The sequence below is a fragment of the Metallosphaera tengchongensis genome (assembly GCF_013343295.1).
In the GTDB taxonomy this organism is placed as follows: Archaea; Thermoproteota; Thermoprotei_A; order Sulfolobales; family Sulfolobaceae; genus Metallosphaera; species Metallosphaera tengchongensis.
In genome coordinates this window covers 2002243-2018648 of record NZ_CP049074.1, presented here as the reverse complement: position 1 = coordinate 2018648, position 16406 = coordinate 2002243, and the positions used below count along the sequence as shown (strand labels likewise).

Sequence of the window (16406 nt, the reverse complement as noted above, 5' to 3'; positions counted from 1 at the left end):
GGATCACCCTCAGCAAAAGGCCTGGAACTTACAGCCTACCCTCTAATGCGGAAGGAGCTCACTAGGAACTGGAGGAAATATGGTAGATGGGCGCTATTACGCACTCCCTGTCTTGAGAATCCTGATCCTGTAAGTAGTCCCCTCCTTCACGGAGAGGCATGGATAGCCTCTACTCTTACATATTGCAGGTATGGTAACGTCCATGGGCTCCTCGTCGCTTATGACCTCAAGGACCTCCCCTGCCTTCATGTGGTTTAGCCTCTTCACGATCTCAATTTGTGGCTCAGGGCAGGACTCCCCCCTCAGGTCTAGGACCTCGTCCGCTTTCCCTTCCTTAAGTTTATCCATAATCCATGTTTATTTTGAAAGTAATTAAACCTTCCCTTTTTTTAAGCTATTTATATGGTTTGCTTCAAAATAACTAAAAACTATAAAATTTGTTTCAGAGCGTCTCCATAACCGTGAGGAAGAACTCGCAACACGTCTAACTTAGGGCTAACGTCTCGATTCTTCCTATTACGTTTTTGTATTTTCTAACTTTGTATTTTCGAACATTACGGGATCGTCTCCTAATTTCTACAGAAGGGGATTCCATTTCCATTAGAGGCCTTTTTAAACATTTCATCTCAGACCCTTGTCCTGACAAAATTTTATTATTTACCCGTAATCTATTGACGTCTTATAAAAAAATCCGGTTATAAGATTAGAATCTTAAAATTAGTTAGGCTTAAGACTTAGATCAAGTTTAAGAAACCTCGGGGAACAGGAACTGAACTCCATGAAAAGTAACTTAATATAGACAAAGAGGGACACTCACTTTCTAGGCCTCTCCTAGAAGCTCCCGTCCCTGTTCCAGGACATTCACACGATTATTACCGAGGGTCCTCAAGGGTCCCCCAAGACTGAGACTGAGAGACCTATCCAATCTGGAGGAAATTAGTCCAAGAACAGGGAAAACTCATCCGGTGAAAGCGTCCATCACGACAATGCGTAGAACGTGGGGGTCACGCGTACGATAAGGGCACTTCTCTTAGCCAAACGTGTGTGGGCACCTCAGAGAAGCCCTTGGCTTCGACCACGTTTATCAACCTCGAGGCTTCTCTAGACCTGCATGTGATGTCTCTCGTCCTCTAGGATCCACTCCACACTCTTATCGTCCCTGAAGTTCTGGAGGTAGAAGTTAATGGCACCAGTCTCCAGTCTCCTTATCACTCTCTTTGTCACATTCAGTCCCAGTAGGGAGATGAGGATCCCCGCGGCGAAGAGGGTATAATACACGGGCATCTCCAGCCGGGACCTCCTGAAGCCCCTGAAATATCGCCAATGAGTAAGTTCTTGTTTGTATGCTGTTTCAAGACTTTGTAGCTTAAACCTCACGTAGAAAGCCTTGGCTATCCCCGCTGCCCCCGCTTCTCCCAACAACGCTAAGTAGTACCTGTCCATATGACTAATGAAACGGGACGTTTAAAACAATGTGTTAGCTCGCTTTTTCGGTTTAGTCTTAGGTGACGACGGTGTGGGTTTGGTCCGAGACCCTGCCCCCCTAGTCTCCTCCCCTCCCTGGGACTTTGGAGATCACAAGATGAAATCAAGACCTCGAGAACACCGTTGCCGAAAGAGCCCCACGCTGTTAAGTTGTAAATCAAACGTGAGAGGACACTTAGAGCCTAGAACAACAACTGGTCCCTTGACGACACTAACCTATTCAAGGGTGAGTTTGACTGTCGACAGCCCACCTCTCTAGAAATGACTTTTCCCAAGAACCCAATTCCCCGACCCTCATATTAACACATGAATAAATGTTCATATATAAATAAGTTTATTAGTCCTCGGAGTCTATACATAGTGTGATACCATGAAGATAAACATAAGGATGGAGAAAGGAAACCCTGGAGAAAGGTGTGAGTACTGTGGGGTTGATATGGCCCCAGACAGCGCTTACGTAAGGGAGATCCACGGGGAGAAGCACTACTTCTGCTGTTCCCACTGCGCAGACAAGTACGAAGCCAGGCTAAAGTGAAGGGGATGTATAAGCTCGGTATAATAGGTTATGGTGCAGCTGGATTCGCTGCCCTCATAGGCGCCAACGAGATGGGGGTCAAGCCCCTCCTCATAGGGAAGGGGCCACTTGGGGGGACTTGCGTCAACGTCGGGTGCGTCCCCTCAAAGAGGATGCTGAGGGTAGGTGAGCTCTACAAGTACGCCAGGGACGTGGGTTGCCAGGTCTACCCTCCCTTTACTGCCTTCCAGGAAAAGGAAGCCCTAGTCCAGGAGATGAGGAAGGTAAAGTACGAGGACCTGCTCTCCTACTACGACGTGGAGCTCGTGCAGGGTGAGGCCAGGTTTGTCTCCCCCCACGCCGTTAAGGTCGATAGCAAGGTACTGGAGGCTGAGAAGTTCATAATAGCTACAGGTTCATCCCCCTCAATACCTGACGTCCCTGGTCTGAGGGAGACTGGTTATTGGACTAACGTTGAGGCCCTCTCACCTGACAGGAGGATAGACTCCCTAGTCGTGATAGGGGGCAGGGCCCTAGCGCTGGAGTTCGCCCAGATGTACAGGAGGATGGGCGTGGACGTCGTGCTTCTACAGAGGAGCGGGGCCCTATTGCCCAACTGGGAACCTGAGGTCTCAGGGGAGGCCAGGAGGATCCTTGAGGACGAGGGGGTACAGGTGTTCACTGGGGTCAAGGTCAGGGAGGTCAGGAAGGGTACGGGAAAGGTGGTCGTTACGGACAGGGGAGAGGTCGAGGCGGACGAGGTCCTCATAGCTACTGGGAGGAGGCCCAACGTTGACCTTGGGCTCGAGAACGCTGGGGTGAGCTTGAACGAGAGTGGAGGGATAAAGGTGGACGAGACCCTGAGGACAGATAACCCCAACATTTACGCTGCCGGGGACGTCCTGGGAGGGAAGATGTTGGAGGCCCTGGCAGGAGCTCAGGGCACAGTAGCTGTCAGGAACGCTGTCCTGGACGAGGGGAAGAGGATCGACATGCTCAGCGTACCCCAAGTCGTGTTCACCCAGCCCAACATAGCCAGCGTGGGCCTGACAGAGAGGGAGGCTAGCCGACTAGGTGAGGTGAGCAGTAGGACCCTCAGGTTAGAGCAGGTAGCTAAAGCGGAGATACTTGGAGACACTAGGGGTCTCGTGAAGATGGTCACCCTGGGGAAGAGGATAGTGGGGGTCTCCATGGTCGGGGAGAACTTCGCTGAGGTCATAAACGAGGCTGCACTGGCCTTAAAGTTGAGGGCGACTGTGGACGACCTAATTGAGACAATACACGTTTTCCCGACCATGTCCGAGTCCTTAAAGCTTGTCGCCATGAGCTTCACGAGGGACGTGGCCAGGCTAAGCTGTTGCGTCTAGGGTGTCAGGGGTCGTCGGGGGACTCCTAACGACGTCAAATTCTGGGGATATGTTTAGGACAGTAGACACCAGATCTAAAAACTGGCCTTGGTAAGACGTAAGTTGTTGCCTTGGAACTTGTACCTTAAGAACTTATAGAAAAATCTGAACTTTTGGAAAGATTTTTAATGGTGTTGGCTATAAACGATACATGTTTACTCTACTGTTCTTAACGTTTTACATCTGGTTAGTTGTCGATCTGACCTTCGCGTATTTAATACCCGCGGTGAGAAGGAGGAGGGTAGTCAAGAGGGACTACAGGGATCTAGCGTATTTACAACTCACAATTTTCGCCGCTATTTTCCTTCTCTTCTATTTCGCATTCTTCTCCTACTACAGCGGTATAGGTGAGGTAAGGTCACCTCTCCTATACTGGTTAGGAGTACCGCTTACGTTTTTGGGTGAGGGGTTTAGGGTATGGGCAATCGTCACTCTGGGTAAGTACTTCACCCCAGTGGTGGAGATACAGGAGGGGCACGGACTAGTTGTGAAGGGCCCCTACAGGTTCGTGAGGCACCCAGCTTATACCGGAGCACTTTTCGCAGTCCTGGGTATGAGTCTCCTTACTGGGTCCATACTCTCTTTGGTTAGTTTCCTCCTCGTCTTTGTGGGCTTCCAGAGGAGGATAGCCAACGAGGAAAAAGTCCTAATCTCCAAGTTTGGGGACGAGTACACGCAAAAGTTCGGTAGGAAGAAGAGATTAATCCCTCTTATCTGGTGAGAGTCACACCTGCGTTTTCCACGCTTGTGAGGCCTGCCTTCATTTATTGTCTTTCTGTCTGTGTAGAGCCAAGGTACCGTCACCCGTGGGGTAGGTGACCGAGGGGTCTGTGACTTCACTATCCACGTTATTGCATTTGAGATGTCGTCGGTGTGAGGACGCACCACGGGTCGTGACAGTACGCTATACTATATTATATATTATACATATGTATTGCGTAAGAGTTAAGCCGATCATACGGATAGTTGGTACGCAGAGGTCTCTGTAGTTTAGAGCATCCAAACATGAGCCCTATTGGGCTCTGCGCACGACAAGGTCACATGCTATTCGAGCCAACTATCGTCCATAGCTTATATAAGGTACTATGGTTATCCTGGTCATAGCGCGTGGTCGGAAGGAGGTAGAGTCCCCTCTTGGACTTGATCTATTACCCAGGGAGACCTACGCATCATGGTGAACTACATGAGCACCTTCCGTCTCTTGAGCTAATACAATCTAGTGCTAGTTACCTCCCTGAAGGGGTTTGGGTTTCATCGGATCTCATACTTGATATCAACCTTCAACCCTTGTCACGGGAGTCGAGCGGATCCTCCGCTTTCATCCTCCGCTCCATTAGCGGGGTAACCCCAACCCACCTTGATGGGATATCACCTAAGTGGGGGAACCCGCACATCTCAAGTTATCTTACCCCCTTTCGAGATACATACCCACACCTGGGGTAAGACCTTTTCTGTCGTGTAAGATATCAATATGGAGTTATGTAAACTAAATTCTCTCACTGAAACTACTTATCACGGCAGGTAAGCTGGGGCACAGCCCCAGGTCCAACCGTGACCGTAGCCGACCGACATTTCATCGCCCAGGTCTCAAGTATAAATACATATACAAATAAAACATACCGTATATCTACTTGGTATGGACAACCTGGAATACCTAGAGGACCTGGAGGACGAGAGGACCAAGTCCCTAATAGAGGAGAGGAACAGAGAAGTCAAGTCCCGCCTAGGCGAGGGGGCTGAAAGGCTATATACCCTAGACTTTATCAAACCCTCAGGGAACTCACAGTCCTAGACATGTTCGCCTATGACGAGAGGGACGCCGTCCTCCTCCTCTACGGGGAGAGGAACTCCGTGAATTTAGGGGGGCGCGAGATATTCTCCCCTCCACCTGGGAAGTTAGTCACCAGGGTCTGGAAAGTCCACAATTCCCGGGAGGTGCGCGTTAGCCTCAGCGAGAAGGGGAGCGATAGGGAGACCACTCTCCTAGTCTCCCCAGGTGAGAGTGTCAGGGAGGTAGGGGAGATGGTGGAACAACCCTTCTACTTTAAGGGCGAGCTGTGCTACGTGAAGGTGTACATGTCCTCCCCACCCCCAGACGGAGGGGACTACCCCACCCAGAGGGTAGTCTGCGGGGGAGAGGTCGTGTACGGTAAAGACCTAAAACCAGGTGAGTTCGTCTCCGTGAGGCCCTTCGGGGACCTCCTCACCCTGGTCAGGAGCAAGGGTTGGAGGCACCAGGAGCTCTTCGTTGGGGAGGACTTCGGGGGAATGAGGAAGGTGGACGAGGGCGAGACAGTCGGTCCTGTGGGGTTCTCAGATACCTTGATCTACAGGAGGAACGACTCCGTGTTGACCGGGAGCGTCACGATAAAGGTGGACTACCCTGTCCTAGACGTCGTCCTGTGGGGGGACTTACTCGCAGTCGAGGTAATAAAGGACTACAGAACCCCCATCCTGACCTACGACCTCCTAGGTAGGAAGCTGGACGAGGAGACTCACGACAACGTGCTTATGATGGACAGCGAGGGACCAACGCTCTTCCTGACCGAGACCTCGTTCTCATACAGGGTCAAAGTCTCCAGCAAGAGGGAAGGCAGGGAGAACGTCATCCTCAGTTCGGGGAGCACTCAAGTCCATGTCAAGGACGTGTACGTGCAGGGGGACGTCCTCTTACACGGGTTCCTCCTCACCAAGGTCAAGGAACCCAAGGGCGTAGTGGTCTACGGCTACGGAGGCTTTAGGTTACCCCTCCTCCCCAGTTATAACCCCGTACACAACGTCCTCATGGACGATGGGTTTTCCGTGCTGATAACCAACCTGAGGGGAGGCTACGAGAAAGGTGAGGAGTGGCACAAGGCCGGCATGTTGAAGAACAAGGTGAACGTCTTCAGGGACTTCGCCCAGTTCCTCGAGGTCGTGAAGGGGATGGGAGGGAGGACTGTCGCCATGGGGGGTAGTAATGGCGGTCTACTCGTTGGGGCAACCCTAAACCAACGCCCGGAGCTCGTGGACTGCGCCGTCATAGGGCACCCGGTGCTCGACATGTTGAGGTACCACAAGCTGTACGTAGGCAAGTACTGGGTCGAGGAGTACGGAGACCCTGAGGACCCTGAGATGAGGGATTACCTCCTGAGTTACAGCCCCTACCACAACCTGAGAGGGGGCCTACCCAAGACCTTCGTATATACAGGCCTCAACGACGATAGGGTACACCCAGGCCACGGCATCAAGTACGCCGCCAGGTCTAGGGAACTGGGGAACGACGTGCTACTCTTCGTCAACGACACTGGGCACAGCGTGGCTGACCCAGAGTTAAGGGCGAGGGAGTACTCCTACGTAGTTGCCTTCATCGAAGAGTGCTTGAGATGAGTAGTTGGCGGGCCTGCTCGCCATAGGGAAGGTGGGCTGTTTTAAGTGATGGGATCTTTAGACCCCCATAACTTCCTCCCTGCCTGCGAGGCTTGTTCTCACTCTGTCAAACATTAGACCGTGTCCTGGGAGGGATATACACGTTCGTGGAGGTCCAACAGATTTTCACGATGAAGTGTAAGGTTTTTAAACCCCACTCCGGTTGGACTTTCCTCCGGTTCTATTTGGGTGAAAGTATCACCCTATCCACCTCCATTTATAATACTGAGTAAAAAATATTCATTTTTGATTTATAGTTTATTTTGTACACTCTTCTGAAAATACCAATAAAGTTTGCTCTTCTTAGGTGTATTACCGAGATTACTTAAAGGTAGTTAGCACCTGCATGATATTTTAGTGAGAACTCTTTCCTAATTTCATTAAACGTGGTACCCGGTATAGGAACTGACTTCGTACCCCTAACTCACATGTACTTCATCCTCCTTGTGAATTCATCCCACCTGCCCTCCCCTGTCCCTTGCTGTCCACGTATTTTTCTCCCACGGTTCCCCTGTCTGCTGAGGCCCAGGATTTGCAGTAGTACCCTGTTCTTTCCCTTCCTCACTATTTTCCATCTGTCAGCGTTTCTGTTAAGGAGTCGAACTATCTTACTGATAGGGACCTGGACTGTCTCACCCCTTACAGGTGGCTGGTAGAAAGAGATGTACATGTACTCCCTAGAGTTCCCAACCTTGTCCTTCAGCACTATACATTCAGTGTCTTTCACCAAATCCTTTGAAATGGTCACGTACACGTACCTTATGTTCACCTTCATCAACATGTCCACCCCTAAGTCATCACCTTTACTCTACCGAAGCCGTTCCTCCTCGAGGAACCTATCCCTCGAGCGACAGCCGATTCAAGAGATAGTCTCAGGGTCTTCACTACTACCTCGTCCGTCTCACTTAGCGAGTACCTCAACCTCCCGGTCAGCCCAACTACCTCCTTCCCTGCGTAGATCACCTTGGCGTAATACATGACCGAAGGTTCCTCACGTAATGCATGATCAAGGCTGCTCAAAAGCTCGTTCAACTCTTGGTCCCCTCTCCCCAACTTTGTCACGTCAATTACGTTATTGAAGAACACCACGGAGGGTCTGTTGGTGAAGACCTTCCTCTTGTCCTTCCGGTGTGGGGACACTAGGAGAGCTGGAGTCATGACCTTAACCTCAAAGGATTCCTTTAAGTCCACCCTCACCTGCGAGACCTTGACGTCCACTACCCTCCATAAGGTGTTGAAGGCCTTCCTGCTGTCTAAATTCGTCAACGCATTCAAAACCTTGTCCTCCTCTCCTCCCACCTCGAAGGAGTAGACCTCACCAGAAAACACCTGTAGGTACCTTGGCATGCCCCCGAACTTGATGAGGTACCGGTCACTACGCTTCAGTGGAGATATCGACACGTCCTTAGGATCTAACAACATGGTCTTTGCGACCTTGCTGCTAAAGGGTGGTATTATAGCGTCGTTCTCTGGGGACACAGACACTTCAGCTAAGAGCATACTTGTTCACCCTCTATGTTCCTTTTTCCGCATGCCTCGATTCCACGAGTCTGTCGACCTCTTCCTCGTTTGGCATCGTGTCTAGATCAACTTGAAATATGTGATTTTGTCTATAATTATCTTTCCTTCGTCCTTGTCCTTGGTGTAGTGAGCGACAATTAGATAGGAGATGTGAGTGTCATAAATGTAACAATATAGGCAAGCTTGCTCTAACCACTCTCTCGGAGGGTTATCTATTTTCCTCATGGTAGTCTTTATCTCTCCAGGTACCCCGTTCATGATGATATCCGGTCTTCCGTGGAGCTTGTTCCTTTGCACGCAACACTCTACTGGCTCTCCTCCCACAATCTCTCTAACGACGTGTTCTAATGAAGTTACAATCTCTATGTCAGTTGTTAAACACTTAGCACTTCCTATCAGTGCATTGACCGTGTCACATTCATAGACCTCGTTCCTAAGTACTAGATATTTATAGTAAATCTCTTTGCTGAGCCTCCGCGCCTTTGACCTTCGACTGCCTACCCTAATACTAAACGGAGGTTTAATCCTAACTTTACCCTCTTTACGGATTAGATTCATGCCTTGACCTAGAAGAGGCAAGGGGATGAAAAAAAGATTTATAGTAACCAATATTTCAAGGGTATTAAAATGCACTACTGTCACCCCTATATGCCTTTACTACTCAAATATATATAAAGTTAACTATGATTTTTAGCATGTAAGAACAAATTACAGTCCTGATATTTTATCAGGTAGAGATTTATTTTCACAAAAAAATTCTTCATGGCGGAGAATACTGAAAGTAAAGCATTATAATATACTAGTATAATCAAAGACACTCAATTCATATCGGCAAATTCATTGCTCGTTTATACTTTTAAATCTTTCTCAAGACATCTGACTACCAAACCCATTTTGTAAGTTTGTAAGTCTCTTTTTTTATGATCACATTATTTAAATCAGAAAAGTTTATATACATGAATTTGACATAAGATACCTATGTCGTCTTTATCCCAGGCGCCGTCAAAGGCCCAAGGAAATGTTGACCTTTTAAACCAGGCAACCAAGATAGCTATCTCGGCATCCGCACCGAGACCTGGTGGGAGGGGACCCCAAGTCAACTCGAGCACAATAAATAACCTGATCGCGTTTCTGCAGTCGAGGAGGGACGTGAACGTACTCCTTCTCTTAATAATGAGGCAGATGGGGAGGGGGGAGATAGACAACAACACCGGGAAGCTGCTCCTGGAGAGCCTCAAGAACTTAGACGTTGACCGCGCCCTCACCCTGTTGGGATACGTTAAGTGGGCTTTCGAAACGCTTACCGCCAGGAACATCACGGTCAACAGGAACCTCCTAGGTAAAGATCCGAGCTTCATGGATCTAGTTAAAGCGATTTCCTAAGTGGTAGCTATGAGCTGTTACGATCTAGACAAGATAACCTCCATCATCAAGGTGGAAGGCAAGCTAGTGAATAAGACACCCCTCAGGGTAGGTTCTGGGAAAGAGGCCTCTCTAGAGGACGCGACTGACAACCCGATAATGAAGGTTGATGGTAGACCGGTCATCCCCGGATCCTCCATTAAGGGGGCCTTCAGGAGCTTCATAGAGGCCTATGAAAGGGCTAAGGGTGACCAGAAGTCCAGGGTCTGCGATATCGACGATGACGAGGAGTCATGTACCTCATGTGACGACACCTCCTATTGCGTACCCTGCATCCTGTTTGGGTTTAAGGACCTGGGCTCAAGGGTCTTCATCCTAGACGCTGTAGCCAAGGACTTCAGAGTAGGGCAGAGGACTATGGTCTCAATTAACAGGGTCTTTGGCGGACAGGCGCCGGGCCACCTCTACACCCTTGACTATGTGGAACCGGAGGCAGCCTTTGACTTCACAATGGTCGTATACAACTTGGACCTGGTCAATAACGAGAGTGAGGAGTGGAAGAAGGAGTCAGTTGAGGCTATGAGGCTCCTTCTCAAGTACCTCTCCACTGATGGGATATTCTTAGGAGCGAGGAGGAGCGTGGGGTTTGGGTTAGTGAAGCTGACCGAGGCTAACGTCTCGCTCTACAAGGCGCCTGACCTGTTCACGGCGAAGAAGTATTCCCTGCAGGACTTGATAACCGCCTGGAGTAAGGGATGAGCTGAATGGTCGACTTCTCTTTTATCAGGAAGGACATTGCGAAGAGGACCGTATACATAGACGGCGAAGTCATTGCCATGTCCCCCCTTAGGATAGGAGTAGGAAGGGCTAACCTCGACCCCACCAGCACTGCGAGGGACACACTCTTGAAGGACCCACAAGGGAGACCCGTAATCCCAGGCTCGTCCTGGAAAGGGATCTTCCGCTCGACTGGGGAGAGGATACTGAGGGACAAGGGACTCGAAGTATGTAGTGGGATAGGGGGTGACAACTGCTTAGAGAAGAGAGATTTATCCGATGAATTTCAGAAGCTCATCAAAAACAACGTTAATGGGGCCCTTGACATGTTCTGGAAGAAGACCTGCCTCAACTGTAAGACCTTCGGCGCCATGAGCGTAATAGGGGCAGTGAAGTTAGCCGACTCTGTAGCCTCACATTACACTCTAGGAGTGAGGACAATAATAGCCATCAGCAGGACTGAGGGGGCAGTGGCTGAGGGTGCCCTCGCGAGCGTCGAGTTCGTGGAGCCCGGGTCCAAGTTCAGTTTTAGGCTCATCGGGAACAACCTCCCGAACTACGTCATTGGGTACTTGGTCAGGATCATGGAACAGATCCACCTGGGGCTATCGCAGGTAGGGGGTCAGAAGAGCAGAGGCTTCGGTTTCGTCCAGTTCGGGAAGATGAAGTTCACCAGCGTAGGCTCGGAAAAGGTGGGTGATGAGGACAAGGAGATCAAGGTCACCGTGGCTGAGGGTGAGGGCTCCAAGTTCTTCGAGCAGATGAAACCATTTAAAGAGGCGTTCGACAGTGTCAAGACCAGTTATCCAGAGAAATAACTACACCCCCAGGACTTTCAAGGGTCTTGAAGGGTTCCTAGGGATAAAGCTCACGGTCGTCTCTGACTACTTACACATAGGTAGCGGGGAGGTGAGCTATGAGACCAAGGGACAGGTCAAGAGGGAGGACTTGGAGAAGTTGCTCGAACAGGCCCTGAGGAACGGGGTGCCTGATGTGTCCTCCTACTTCTCCGAGAGGGTGCACTCCATGACCAAGTACTCCGACGGAAGGCCAGTTATACCGGGATCGACCATGAAGGGCTTAGTGAGGTCAAGGCTGGAGCTCTCCATACCAGGTTCATGCTTTATAGTCGACAGGAATTCCACGAACTCGTCTAGCAGGTACGTAAACATATTCCACCCCAGTCGGAAGCCCAAGGACGAGTTTAAACCATTGCAGATGACCAAGGTATGCCCAGTCTGTGACCTATTGGGGAACATGTCCCTGTCCAGCAAGGTGTCCTTCTCTGACCTGACCCCGGAGAAGGAGAAGGTACCCATCGAGTTCGTCAAAGACGAGGGTGAGTCTTACGAGTGCGTCAAAAAGGACGCGACCTTTGTGGGGACTGTCACATTCAAGGGCCTCAAGGACTACGAGCTAGGTATGTTAGTGTACGGCCTTGGCTTCAGGATTAAGGGGAACCAGCTTGACTCCAAGGTGATGCTCATGGGTAGGTTTAAGTTCTCCAAAAAGAGCTTCGGTAGGGTGAAGTTCTCCCTTGTTAACCAAGGGATAGTGCCCAACACGGATGTAAAGGGTGCCCTTCAAAAGTTCATCAACGCTTACAGACCCCTAGACTTTGAGGAGGACTGGAAATGAGGATCTGCGTGAGGAGAGACCTGTACCTGGAGGAGTGCGCTAAAGGAGAGGAGGGCAATTACCTCTACGTGGCTGAGGTCAGGGAAGAGGGACGGGATTTAGTGTGGGAGAAGGACGAGAGAGCAGTCAGATGGGTGAGGTTCGACCATGACGATTAGAGGAAAGCTTAACCTTCCTGACTTCAAGATAACGGTGGAGGACGCTGAAGATAAGGGTGAAAAGCTCAAGCCCTTGATCGTCAACGTCCTGAAGAAGTTGGTAGACGTCTCCTGCGAGCTGGTGCAGAAACAGAGCAACGTGTCCGACAGGGGGAGAGTAGCCATGGACATCTTCGCCGACCTCGTGTCAGTCCTCTATAAGCTCCCTGTGCTGACACCCTACGCGCAGGTTAGCCGCAAGTCTGAAGTGATAACGACTGTATACGAGAGTTTCCTGGCCTACGTGGTCTCCAGGCACTTAGACCTGAAGTTCGATAGCCTAGAGCTGGAGGAAGTCATGAAGAAGTTAGAGGGCAATAATATCAAGGAACTGGTTAGCAAACTGAGGGAAGTCATGAGCGGGAGAGAGGTGAGGTCACTCTACGAGGCCCTGCTCAACACCCCGGCTGATACCAGGCCCGGTTACAACTTCACCTCTCTGGCGTCCCATCTACAGCTCACCTCTCTACTTACCTGGCTGTTGCAGACTAACTCTGTAGACCTTAACTACCTGAGGGTCTCGTCCCTCCTGCACGATGTGGGGAAGTTAGTCAGTCCCAGGCACCACGTCAAGGCGTCTATCGAGATACTGGATGAAGTCCTAAAGGAGGAGAGTTGTCTTAAGGATCAACTTGAACATGTCAAGAGCCTAGTGAGCACGCACCATAGGGATTACGACACAATCATTAGAAGTGCAGACGGACTGGCGTCTTCAGCGGACAGGCTCAGTCAGCTCGTGGAGCACTACATGAGAGAGCAGGGTAACCAACTAAAGGTGAGCGAGTGCTACTCCCTGAAGAGGGAGGAGTCCTTCGACTGCTTTGACAAGCACGGTAAAGAGGAGTACGAGAAGGCGAGCAAGACGGTGTACAAGTACCTCGTCTCCCAGATACTGAAGGACTCGAAAGCGTTACATGAGGGGGACGCCAAGTTCTTCGACTACCTAAGACTAGAGGACTTGCCCAAGGTCCCTGAACCCGTGCTTAAGAAGGTCGTACCAGGAAACCTTAAGGGCTACCTAGTCTACGTAGACTTCCCTGGAGTCCAGAAGTTCATAACCAGCTTCCCCAAGATGAGGGAGATGTCCTTCGCCAGCATGCTGGTGGACTTCGTAACTTCAGTGTACTCCTTCATCCTCCTAGACCAGAAGCTCTACTCAGGGAAGACCAGGTTGCCAGTCGAGGCCCTCATTAGCGGTTACGGAGGGCATTCCTATATCGTGGTCAGGAAGGACGAGGGTGTTGATAAGGATAAGGTGGAGCAGGCCCTCTCCCAAGTCATCCAGCCCCTCGACGTGAGGTTACACGTCGCAGTAGTCGATTTCGCCTATGATAACTACGTCAGGAACTTCCAGGAAATCTGGGAGGACATACTGTCCCAGTCGCCCAGGAGGTACCTCATAAACTGGGAGGAGGAAGAGCTCTCCCTAGGCCTCCACCTAGTGTGCGACTACTGCGGGGTCAGACCAGTGGTACATGAGATAAAGGAGAGGGATCAAACAATCAGGCTGTGCTCCCGTTGTAATACCGTGAGAGAGTGGTCCAAGAACAGGGGGTTCATGGCTAGAGCAGGCGCGAGATATGTCCTTGGTGACATGGCCATCTTCCCAGGAGAACAGGCTGAGGAGATCTTTGGGGAGGACTACCCGTCGTACGCAATGGAGTTCATCGCAGGATACAAGAGCCCCCAAGATGGTAAATACGTCTCGCTAGTGAAGGCTGACGGGAACAGGGCCTCTACCATCTTTATGACCAGCGTCACCTTGTCGGACTACGTGGAGAGGAGCTTCAGGTTAGACTACGGGATAAAGAAGGCCTTCCAGGAGACCGTCGCAGACCTCGCTAAGGAGAGCGAGGACCTAGCTGGGAGGGTACTCTCAGGCGTGCTCTACCTGGGAGGTGATGATCTAATGCTAATGATGCCAAGCGCGGTCTCAGTCCCGTTTGCACTGGCGATGTTCAAGAGGGCCGAGGAGTACACGGGTTTCACTTTCAAGGTGGGCATAGTCACGGTGAAACCTGATCATCCAGTCCAGTTCGCCTATCAGGCAGTGAACGAGCTCATGGAGAAGGCTAAGATCAAGGAGAGCAACGAGTCCTCAATTGCCTTCCTAGTATTCTCGACGACCTTGGCTACTGCTGGAGTCGTGCTGGCTGAGGTAGAGAGGTTCTCAAAGGACAAGTTCTTGCAGGTCTCTAACAGTCTTAAGAAGGTGGAGGAGGTGTTGAAAGTTTACCAGCTGGACACATTCGAGAAGGCGGTCGAGATGTACAACCAACCTAACAAAAAGGGAAAGAAGGCAAGGGACTACCTGAGGCCTTTTGAGGATCTGGCAGTTTACTCCCAAGTTAAGCCAGACTACTACGACGTGGTGGCTTACGCCTTGAGGACAATGGTTAGGACTGACGACCCGGACGACAGGGAGGTGCTTAAGATGTTGCTGAAGGATGTAGGGAGAGGAGGACAGTTCCCTATTCTGGACTACTACTTCGCCCTGAAGAACTTCAGGGTAGGTACGCAAGGTGGTCAACGTGATTAAGGTCGAGGTCATCTTCAAGTCCCTTTCAGCTTTGACAATAGCTGGGGGGAGCAAAGTCGGAGCAGTGGACGTACCCTTCAACGAACTGGGTATACCACCCTCCTCCGTGAAGGGGGCATTGAGGACAGCGGTGTCGAGGTATACTCCGAGCAACTTCACAGCGTGCTCGGAGGTGAACCCGGACATGATGAGGAGTAAACACGCCAGTGGGCCTTGTGACGTCTGCAAGCTCTTCGGTTACCCGGGGAGCGGGGAGAGCTGCTTTTACGTAGAGGTGGAGGGGGTTCAACTAGAGAAGTACCTCCTGACCAGGGTGGCCATAGAGGATAAAACCCAAAAGGCGAAGGAGGGGTCCCTGTTCACCCAAGAGGTGTTGAGACCGGGCTTTCAGTTTAAGGCTACCCTGAACTACACCTGCGAGGACCCAAGGCTCTTCAAGTTACTACTGTACTCTCTCCTGTCCTTAAGGCTGTGGAGGTTCGGAAGGAACGGTATGGTGGACCTAAAGGTGACTAACCCGGAGCAAATATGTAAGTCAACCTCCTGCGACAATGAGCTCAAGACGGTACTTAGCTCTCTCTCCAATTTCCTGTGGGGTGATTAGATGACAGACTACGCGTTACTCAAGCTTAAGGTAAAAGGGGATTACGTAGTGACCCAGATGAGGAGGGTCCTGAACTACTACTTCGCGACCTCTAGTTACATACCCTCCACCACGTTGAGGGGTGCAATCCTCAACGAGTTCTACCAGCAGAAGAAGAGGGTACCCGTCGACTTCTACGCCTCCCCCGCCTACCCTGCTAGGGGAGCGCCAGCCCACTACTTCTCCCCAGCGAGCGGTAGGAAGTCTGAGGGGTTCGAGGAGGAACAAGGCATCCTCCGACGTGTAGAGGAGGAGATGAAGGGGGTCAAGGACGAGAAGGGTCTCCTAAACATCCTATCAAACAGGGTGAAGGACATGAAGCCCAAGGTTGGTACGATCGTCCTCTACGAGAAAAACGAGAACGGGAAGAACAAGTACAAGGAGTTCCATTCAGAGTCCATTGTGAACATGCACGTCGCAATAGACAAAAGGACTGGCTCCTCTCACCACGGCATGCTGTTCGCCTACGAGTACAAAAAGGTTATGGAGATGTGGGCTCTTGCCTCCCCAGGAGAGGTCTTGGACGTGGTCAAGGCCTCTAAGAAGATCCTCGTCGGGAGGGGGAAAATGAGGTCAGGTAACGTGGTTGACGTCGAGGTTGTGAGGGAGCTCAGCGACTTTGAGAGGCCAGAGGGGTTGGTCTACTGCCTCTCCCAGTGCGTCCCCAGGCTGTTCGGTAAGGAGGTACTGATGGTCAGGAGACTAGGGGACAGGATGCTGGCGATTGGCGACACCTCCATGTATACCGGGTGGTTCACAACCGACACGTTGAGGGGTACGAGACCTACCTTCAAGGTAATGAGGGAGGGAACCTTACTCTTCGTCGAGGAGGGGAAGCTCGACCTGAGGGCAGCAGGGCTCAACTTCGCATTCAAGATACCAGACTTAGGTGAACTCATAAAGAGGGTGATGTGAG

General features: G+C 50.9%; 18 protein-coding genes. 13 read left to right on the top strand and 5 right to left on the bottom strand.

Annotated features, from left to right (window positions below; translation table 11 throughout):
• Positions 1 to 96: 96 nt before the first annotated feature.
• Positions 97 to 348 carry a sulfurtransferase TusA family protein gene (locus tag GWK48_RS10620; protein ID WP_343043988.1) on the bottom strand — a complete coding sequence of 84 codons (252 nt, stop codon included), beginning with the start codon at positions 346 to 348 and terminating at the stop codon, positions 97 to 99.
• 753 nt (positions 349 to 1101) lie between these two features.
• Positions 1102 to 1443 (bottom strand): hypothetical protein, encoded by a 342-nt coding sequence (locus GWK48_RS10615; protein ID WP_174632133.1) that lies wholly within the window; start codon positions 1441 to 1443, stop codon positions 1102 to 1104.
• A gap of 412 nt (positions 1444 to 1855) precedes the next feature.
• On the opposite strand from GWK48_RS10615, the gene GWK48_RS10610 reads away from it, so the two are divergent.
• The 5 genes from GWK48_RS10610 (at position 1856) to GWK48_RS10595 (ending at position 6774) form a co-directional block, all read left to right on the top strand.
• Positions 1856 to 2020, top strand: a complete 165-nt coding sequence (locus GWK48_RS10610; RefSeq protein WP_174632131.1) for a TA0938 family protein — start codon at positions 1856 to 1858, stop codon at positions 2018 to 2020.
• A 5-nt stretch (positions 2021 to 2025) separates the two neighbouring features.
• Positions 2026 to 3366 (top strand): mercury(II) reductase, encoded by a 1341-nt coding sequence (gene merA / locus GWK48_RS10605; RefSeq protein ID WP_174632129.1) that lies wholly within the window; start codon positions 2026 to 2028, stop codon positions 3364 to 3366.
• 190 nt (positions 3367 to 3556) lie between these two features.
• Positions 3557 to 4126, top strand: a complete 570-nt coding sequence (locus GWK48_RS10600) for a methyltransferase family protein (protein WP_174632127.1) — start codon at positions 3557 to 3559, stop codon at positions 4124 to 4126.
• A 915-nt stretch (positions 4127 to 5041) separates the two neighbouring features.
• On the top strand, positions 5042 to 5197 hold the full coding sequence (locus GWK48_RS11535; RefSeq protein WP_246263815.1) for a hypothetical protein: 156 nt from the start codon (positions 5042 to 5044) through the stop codon (positions 5195 to 5197).
• Between the two features lie 2 nt (positions 5198 to 5199).
• Positions 5200 to 6774 carry a prolyl oligopeptidase family serine peptidase gene (locus tag GWK48_RS10595; RefSeq protein WP_246263814.1) on the top strand — a complete coding sequence of 525 codons (1575 nt, stop codon included), beginning with the start codon at positions 5200 to 5202 and terminating at the stop codon, positions 6772 to 6774.
• A 463-nt stretch (positions 6775 to 7237) separates the two neighbouring features.
• Here GWK48_RS10595 and GWK48_RS10590 read toward each other — a convergent pair whose 3' ends face one another.
• From GWK48_RS10590 to GWK48_RS10580, 3 genes are all read right to left on the bottom strand, one after another.
• Positions 7238 to 7588 carry a hypothetical protein gene (locus tag GWK48_RS10590; RefSeq protein ID WP_174632125.1) on the bottom strand — a complete coding sequence of 117 codons (351 nt, stop codon included), beginning with the start codon at positions 7586 to 7588 and terminating at the stop codon, positions 7238 to 7240.
• Between the two features lie 14 nt (positions 7589 to 7602).
• A complete protein-coding gene (locus GWK48_RS10585) occupies positions 7603 to 8313 on the bottom strand; it encodes a CRISPR-associated endoribonuclease Cas6 (RefSeq protein WP_174632123.1) in 711 nt (236 codons plus the stop codon).
• 81 nt (positions 8314 to 8394) lie between these two features.
• On the bottom strand, positions 8395 to 8892 hold the full coding sequence (locus tag GWK48_RS10580; protein ID WP_174632121.1) for a hypothetical protein: 498 nt from the start codon (positions 8890 to 8892) through the stop codon (positions 8395 to 8397).
• Positions 8893 to 9312: 420 nt separating this feature from the next.
• Here GWK48_RS10580 and GWK48_RS10575 point away from each other — a divergent pair, with 420 nt between their 5' ends.
• From GWK48_RS10575 to GWK48_RS10540, 8 genes are read left to right on the top strand one after another with little or no spacing between them, the layout of a single operon-like run.
• Positions 9313 to 9717: a hypothetical protein gene (locus GWK48_RS10575; RefSeq protein WP_174632119.1), complete on the top strand. Its 405-nt coding sequence runs from the start codon at positions 9313 to 9315 to the stop codon at positions 9715 to 9717.
• 9 nt (positions 9718 to 9726) lie between these two features.
• Positions 9727 to 10455, top strand: a complete 729-nt coding sequence (gene csx7 / locus GWK48_RS10570; protein WP_174632117.1) for a type III CRISPR-associated RAMP protein Csx7 — start codon at positions 9727 to 9729, stop codon at positions 10453 to 10455.
• Positions 10456 to 10460: 5 nt separating this feature from the next.
• Positions 10461 to 11291, top strand: a complete 831-nt coding sequence (csx7, locus tag GWK48_RS10565; RefSeq protein WP_174632115.1) for a type III CRISPR-associated RAMP protein Csx7 — start codon at positions 10461 to 10463, stop codon at positions 11289 to 11291.
• Entirely contained in the window at positions 11263 to 12111 is an 849-nt protein-coding gene (locus GWK48_RS10560) for an RAMP superfamily CRISPR-associated protein (RefSeq protein WP_246263813.1), read from the top strand. Before csx7 (GWK48_RS10565) ends, GWK48_RS10560 begins: the two co-directional genes overlap by 29 nt.
• The gene (locus tag GWK48_RS10555) at positions 12108 to 12269 is read left to right on the top strand and encodes a hypothetical protein (RefSeq protein ID WP_174632114.1); all 162 of its coding nucleotides are present in this window, start codon (positions 12108 to 12110) and stop codon (positions 12267 to 12269) included. Before GWK48_RS10560 ends, GWK48_RS10555 begins: the two co-directional genes overlap by 4 nt.
• Positions 12259 to 14847 carry a Cas10/Cmr2 second palm domain-containing protein gene (locus GWK48_RS10550; protein WP_174632112.1) on the top strand — a complete coding sequence of 863 codons (2589 nt, stop codon included), beginning with the start codon at positions 12259 to 12261 and terminating at the stop codon, positions 14845 to 14847. Before GWK48_RS10555 ends, GWK48_RS10550 begins: the two co-directional genes overlap by 11 nt.
• Positions 14840 to 15451, top strand: coding sequence for an RAMP superfamily CRISPR-associated protein (locus GWK48_RS10545; protein WP_174632110.1), 612 nt, complete (start codon positions 14840 to 14842; stop codon positions 15449 to 15451). The genes GWK48_RS10550 and GWK48_RS10545 overlap by 8 nt, the downstream gene beginning before the upstream one ends.
• Positions 15452 to 16405 carry an RAMP superfamily CRISPR-associated protein gene (locus GWK48_RS10540; RefSeq protein WP_246263812.1) on the top strand — a complete coding sequence of 318 codons (954 nt, stop codon included), beginning with the start codon at positions 15452 to 15454 and terminating at the stop codon, positions 16403 to 16405. It begins immediately after the preceding gene.
• Position 16406 lies beyond the last annotated feature (1 nt).

What these genes read in the sequence shown, in the direction of transcription:
- GWK48_RS10610 (WP_174632131.1), top strand. Translation starts at nt 1,856, where the DNA reads ATGAAGATAAACATAAGGATGGAGAAAGGAAACCCTGGAGAAAGGTGT.
- GWK48_RS10615 (WP_174632133.1), bottom strand. Translation starts at nt 1,443, where the DNA reads ATGGACAGGTACTACTTAGCGTTGTTGGGAGAAGCGGGGGCAGCGGGG.
- csx7 (WP_174632117.1), top strand. Translation starts at nt 9,727, where the DNA reads ATGAGCTGTTACGATCTAGACAAGATAACCTCCATCATCAAGGTGGAA.
- GWK48_RS10590 (WP_174632125.1), bottom strand. Translation starts at nt 7,588, where the DNA reads ATGAAGGTGAACATAAGGTACGTGTACGTGACCATTTCAAAGGATTTG.
- GWK48_RS10550 (WP_174632112.1), top strand. Translation starts at nt 12,259, where the DNA reads ATGACGATTAGAGGAAAGCTTAACCTTCCTGACTTCAAGATAACGGTG.
- GWK48_RS10620 (WP_343043988.1), bottom strand. Translation starts at nt 348, where the DNA reads ATGGATAAACTTAAGGAAGGGAAAGCGGACGAGGTCCTAGACCTGAGG.
- csx7 (WP_174632115.1), top strand. Translation starts at nt 10,461, where the DNA reads ATGGTCGACTTCTCTTTTATCAGGAAGGACATTGCGAAGAGGACCGTA.
- GWK48_RS10585 (WP_174632123.1), bottom strand. Translation starts at nt 8,313, where the DNA reads ATGCTCTTAGCTGAAGTGTCTGTGTCCCCAGAGAACGACGCTATAATA.
- GWK48_RS10555 (WP_174632114.1), top strand. Translation starts at nt 12,108, where the DNA reads ATGAGGATCTGCGTGAGGAGAGACCTGTACCTGGAGGAGTGCGCTAAA.
- GWK48_RS10540 (WP_246263812.1), top strand. Translation starts at nt 15,452, where the DNA reads ATGACAGACTACGCGTTACTCAAGCTTAAGGTAAAAGGGGATTACGTA.
- merA (WP_174632129.1), top strand. Translation starts at nt 2,026, where the DNA reads ATGTATAAGCTCGGTATAATAGGTTATGGTGCAGCTGGATTCGCTGCC.
- GWK48_RS10580 (WP_174632121.1), bottom strand. Translation starts at nt 8,892, where the DNA reads ATGAATCTAATCCGTAAAGAGGGTAAAGTTAGGATTAAACCTCCGTTT.
- GWK48_RS10600 (WP_174632127.1), top strand. Translation starts at nt 3,557, where the DNA reads ATGTTTACTCTACTGTTCTTAACGTTTTACATCTGGTTAGTTGTCGAT.
- GWK48_RS10595 (WP_246263814.1), top strand. Translation starts at nt 5,200, where the DNA reads ATGTTCGCCTATGACGAGAGGGACGCCGTCCTCCTCCTCTACGGGGAG.
- GWK48_RS11535 (WP_246263815.1), top strand. Translation starts at nt 5,042, where the DNA reads ATGGACAACCTGGAATACCTAGAGGACCTGGAGGACGAGAGGACCAAG.
- GWK48_RS10575 (WP_174632119.1), top strand. Translation starts at nt 9,313, where the DNA reads ATGTCGTCTTTATCCCAGGCGCCGTCAAAGGCCCAAGGAAATGTTGAC.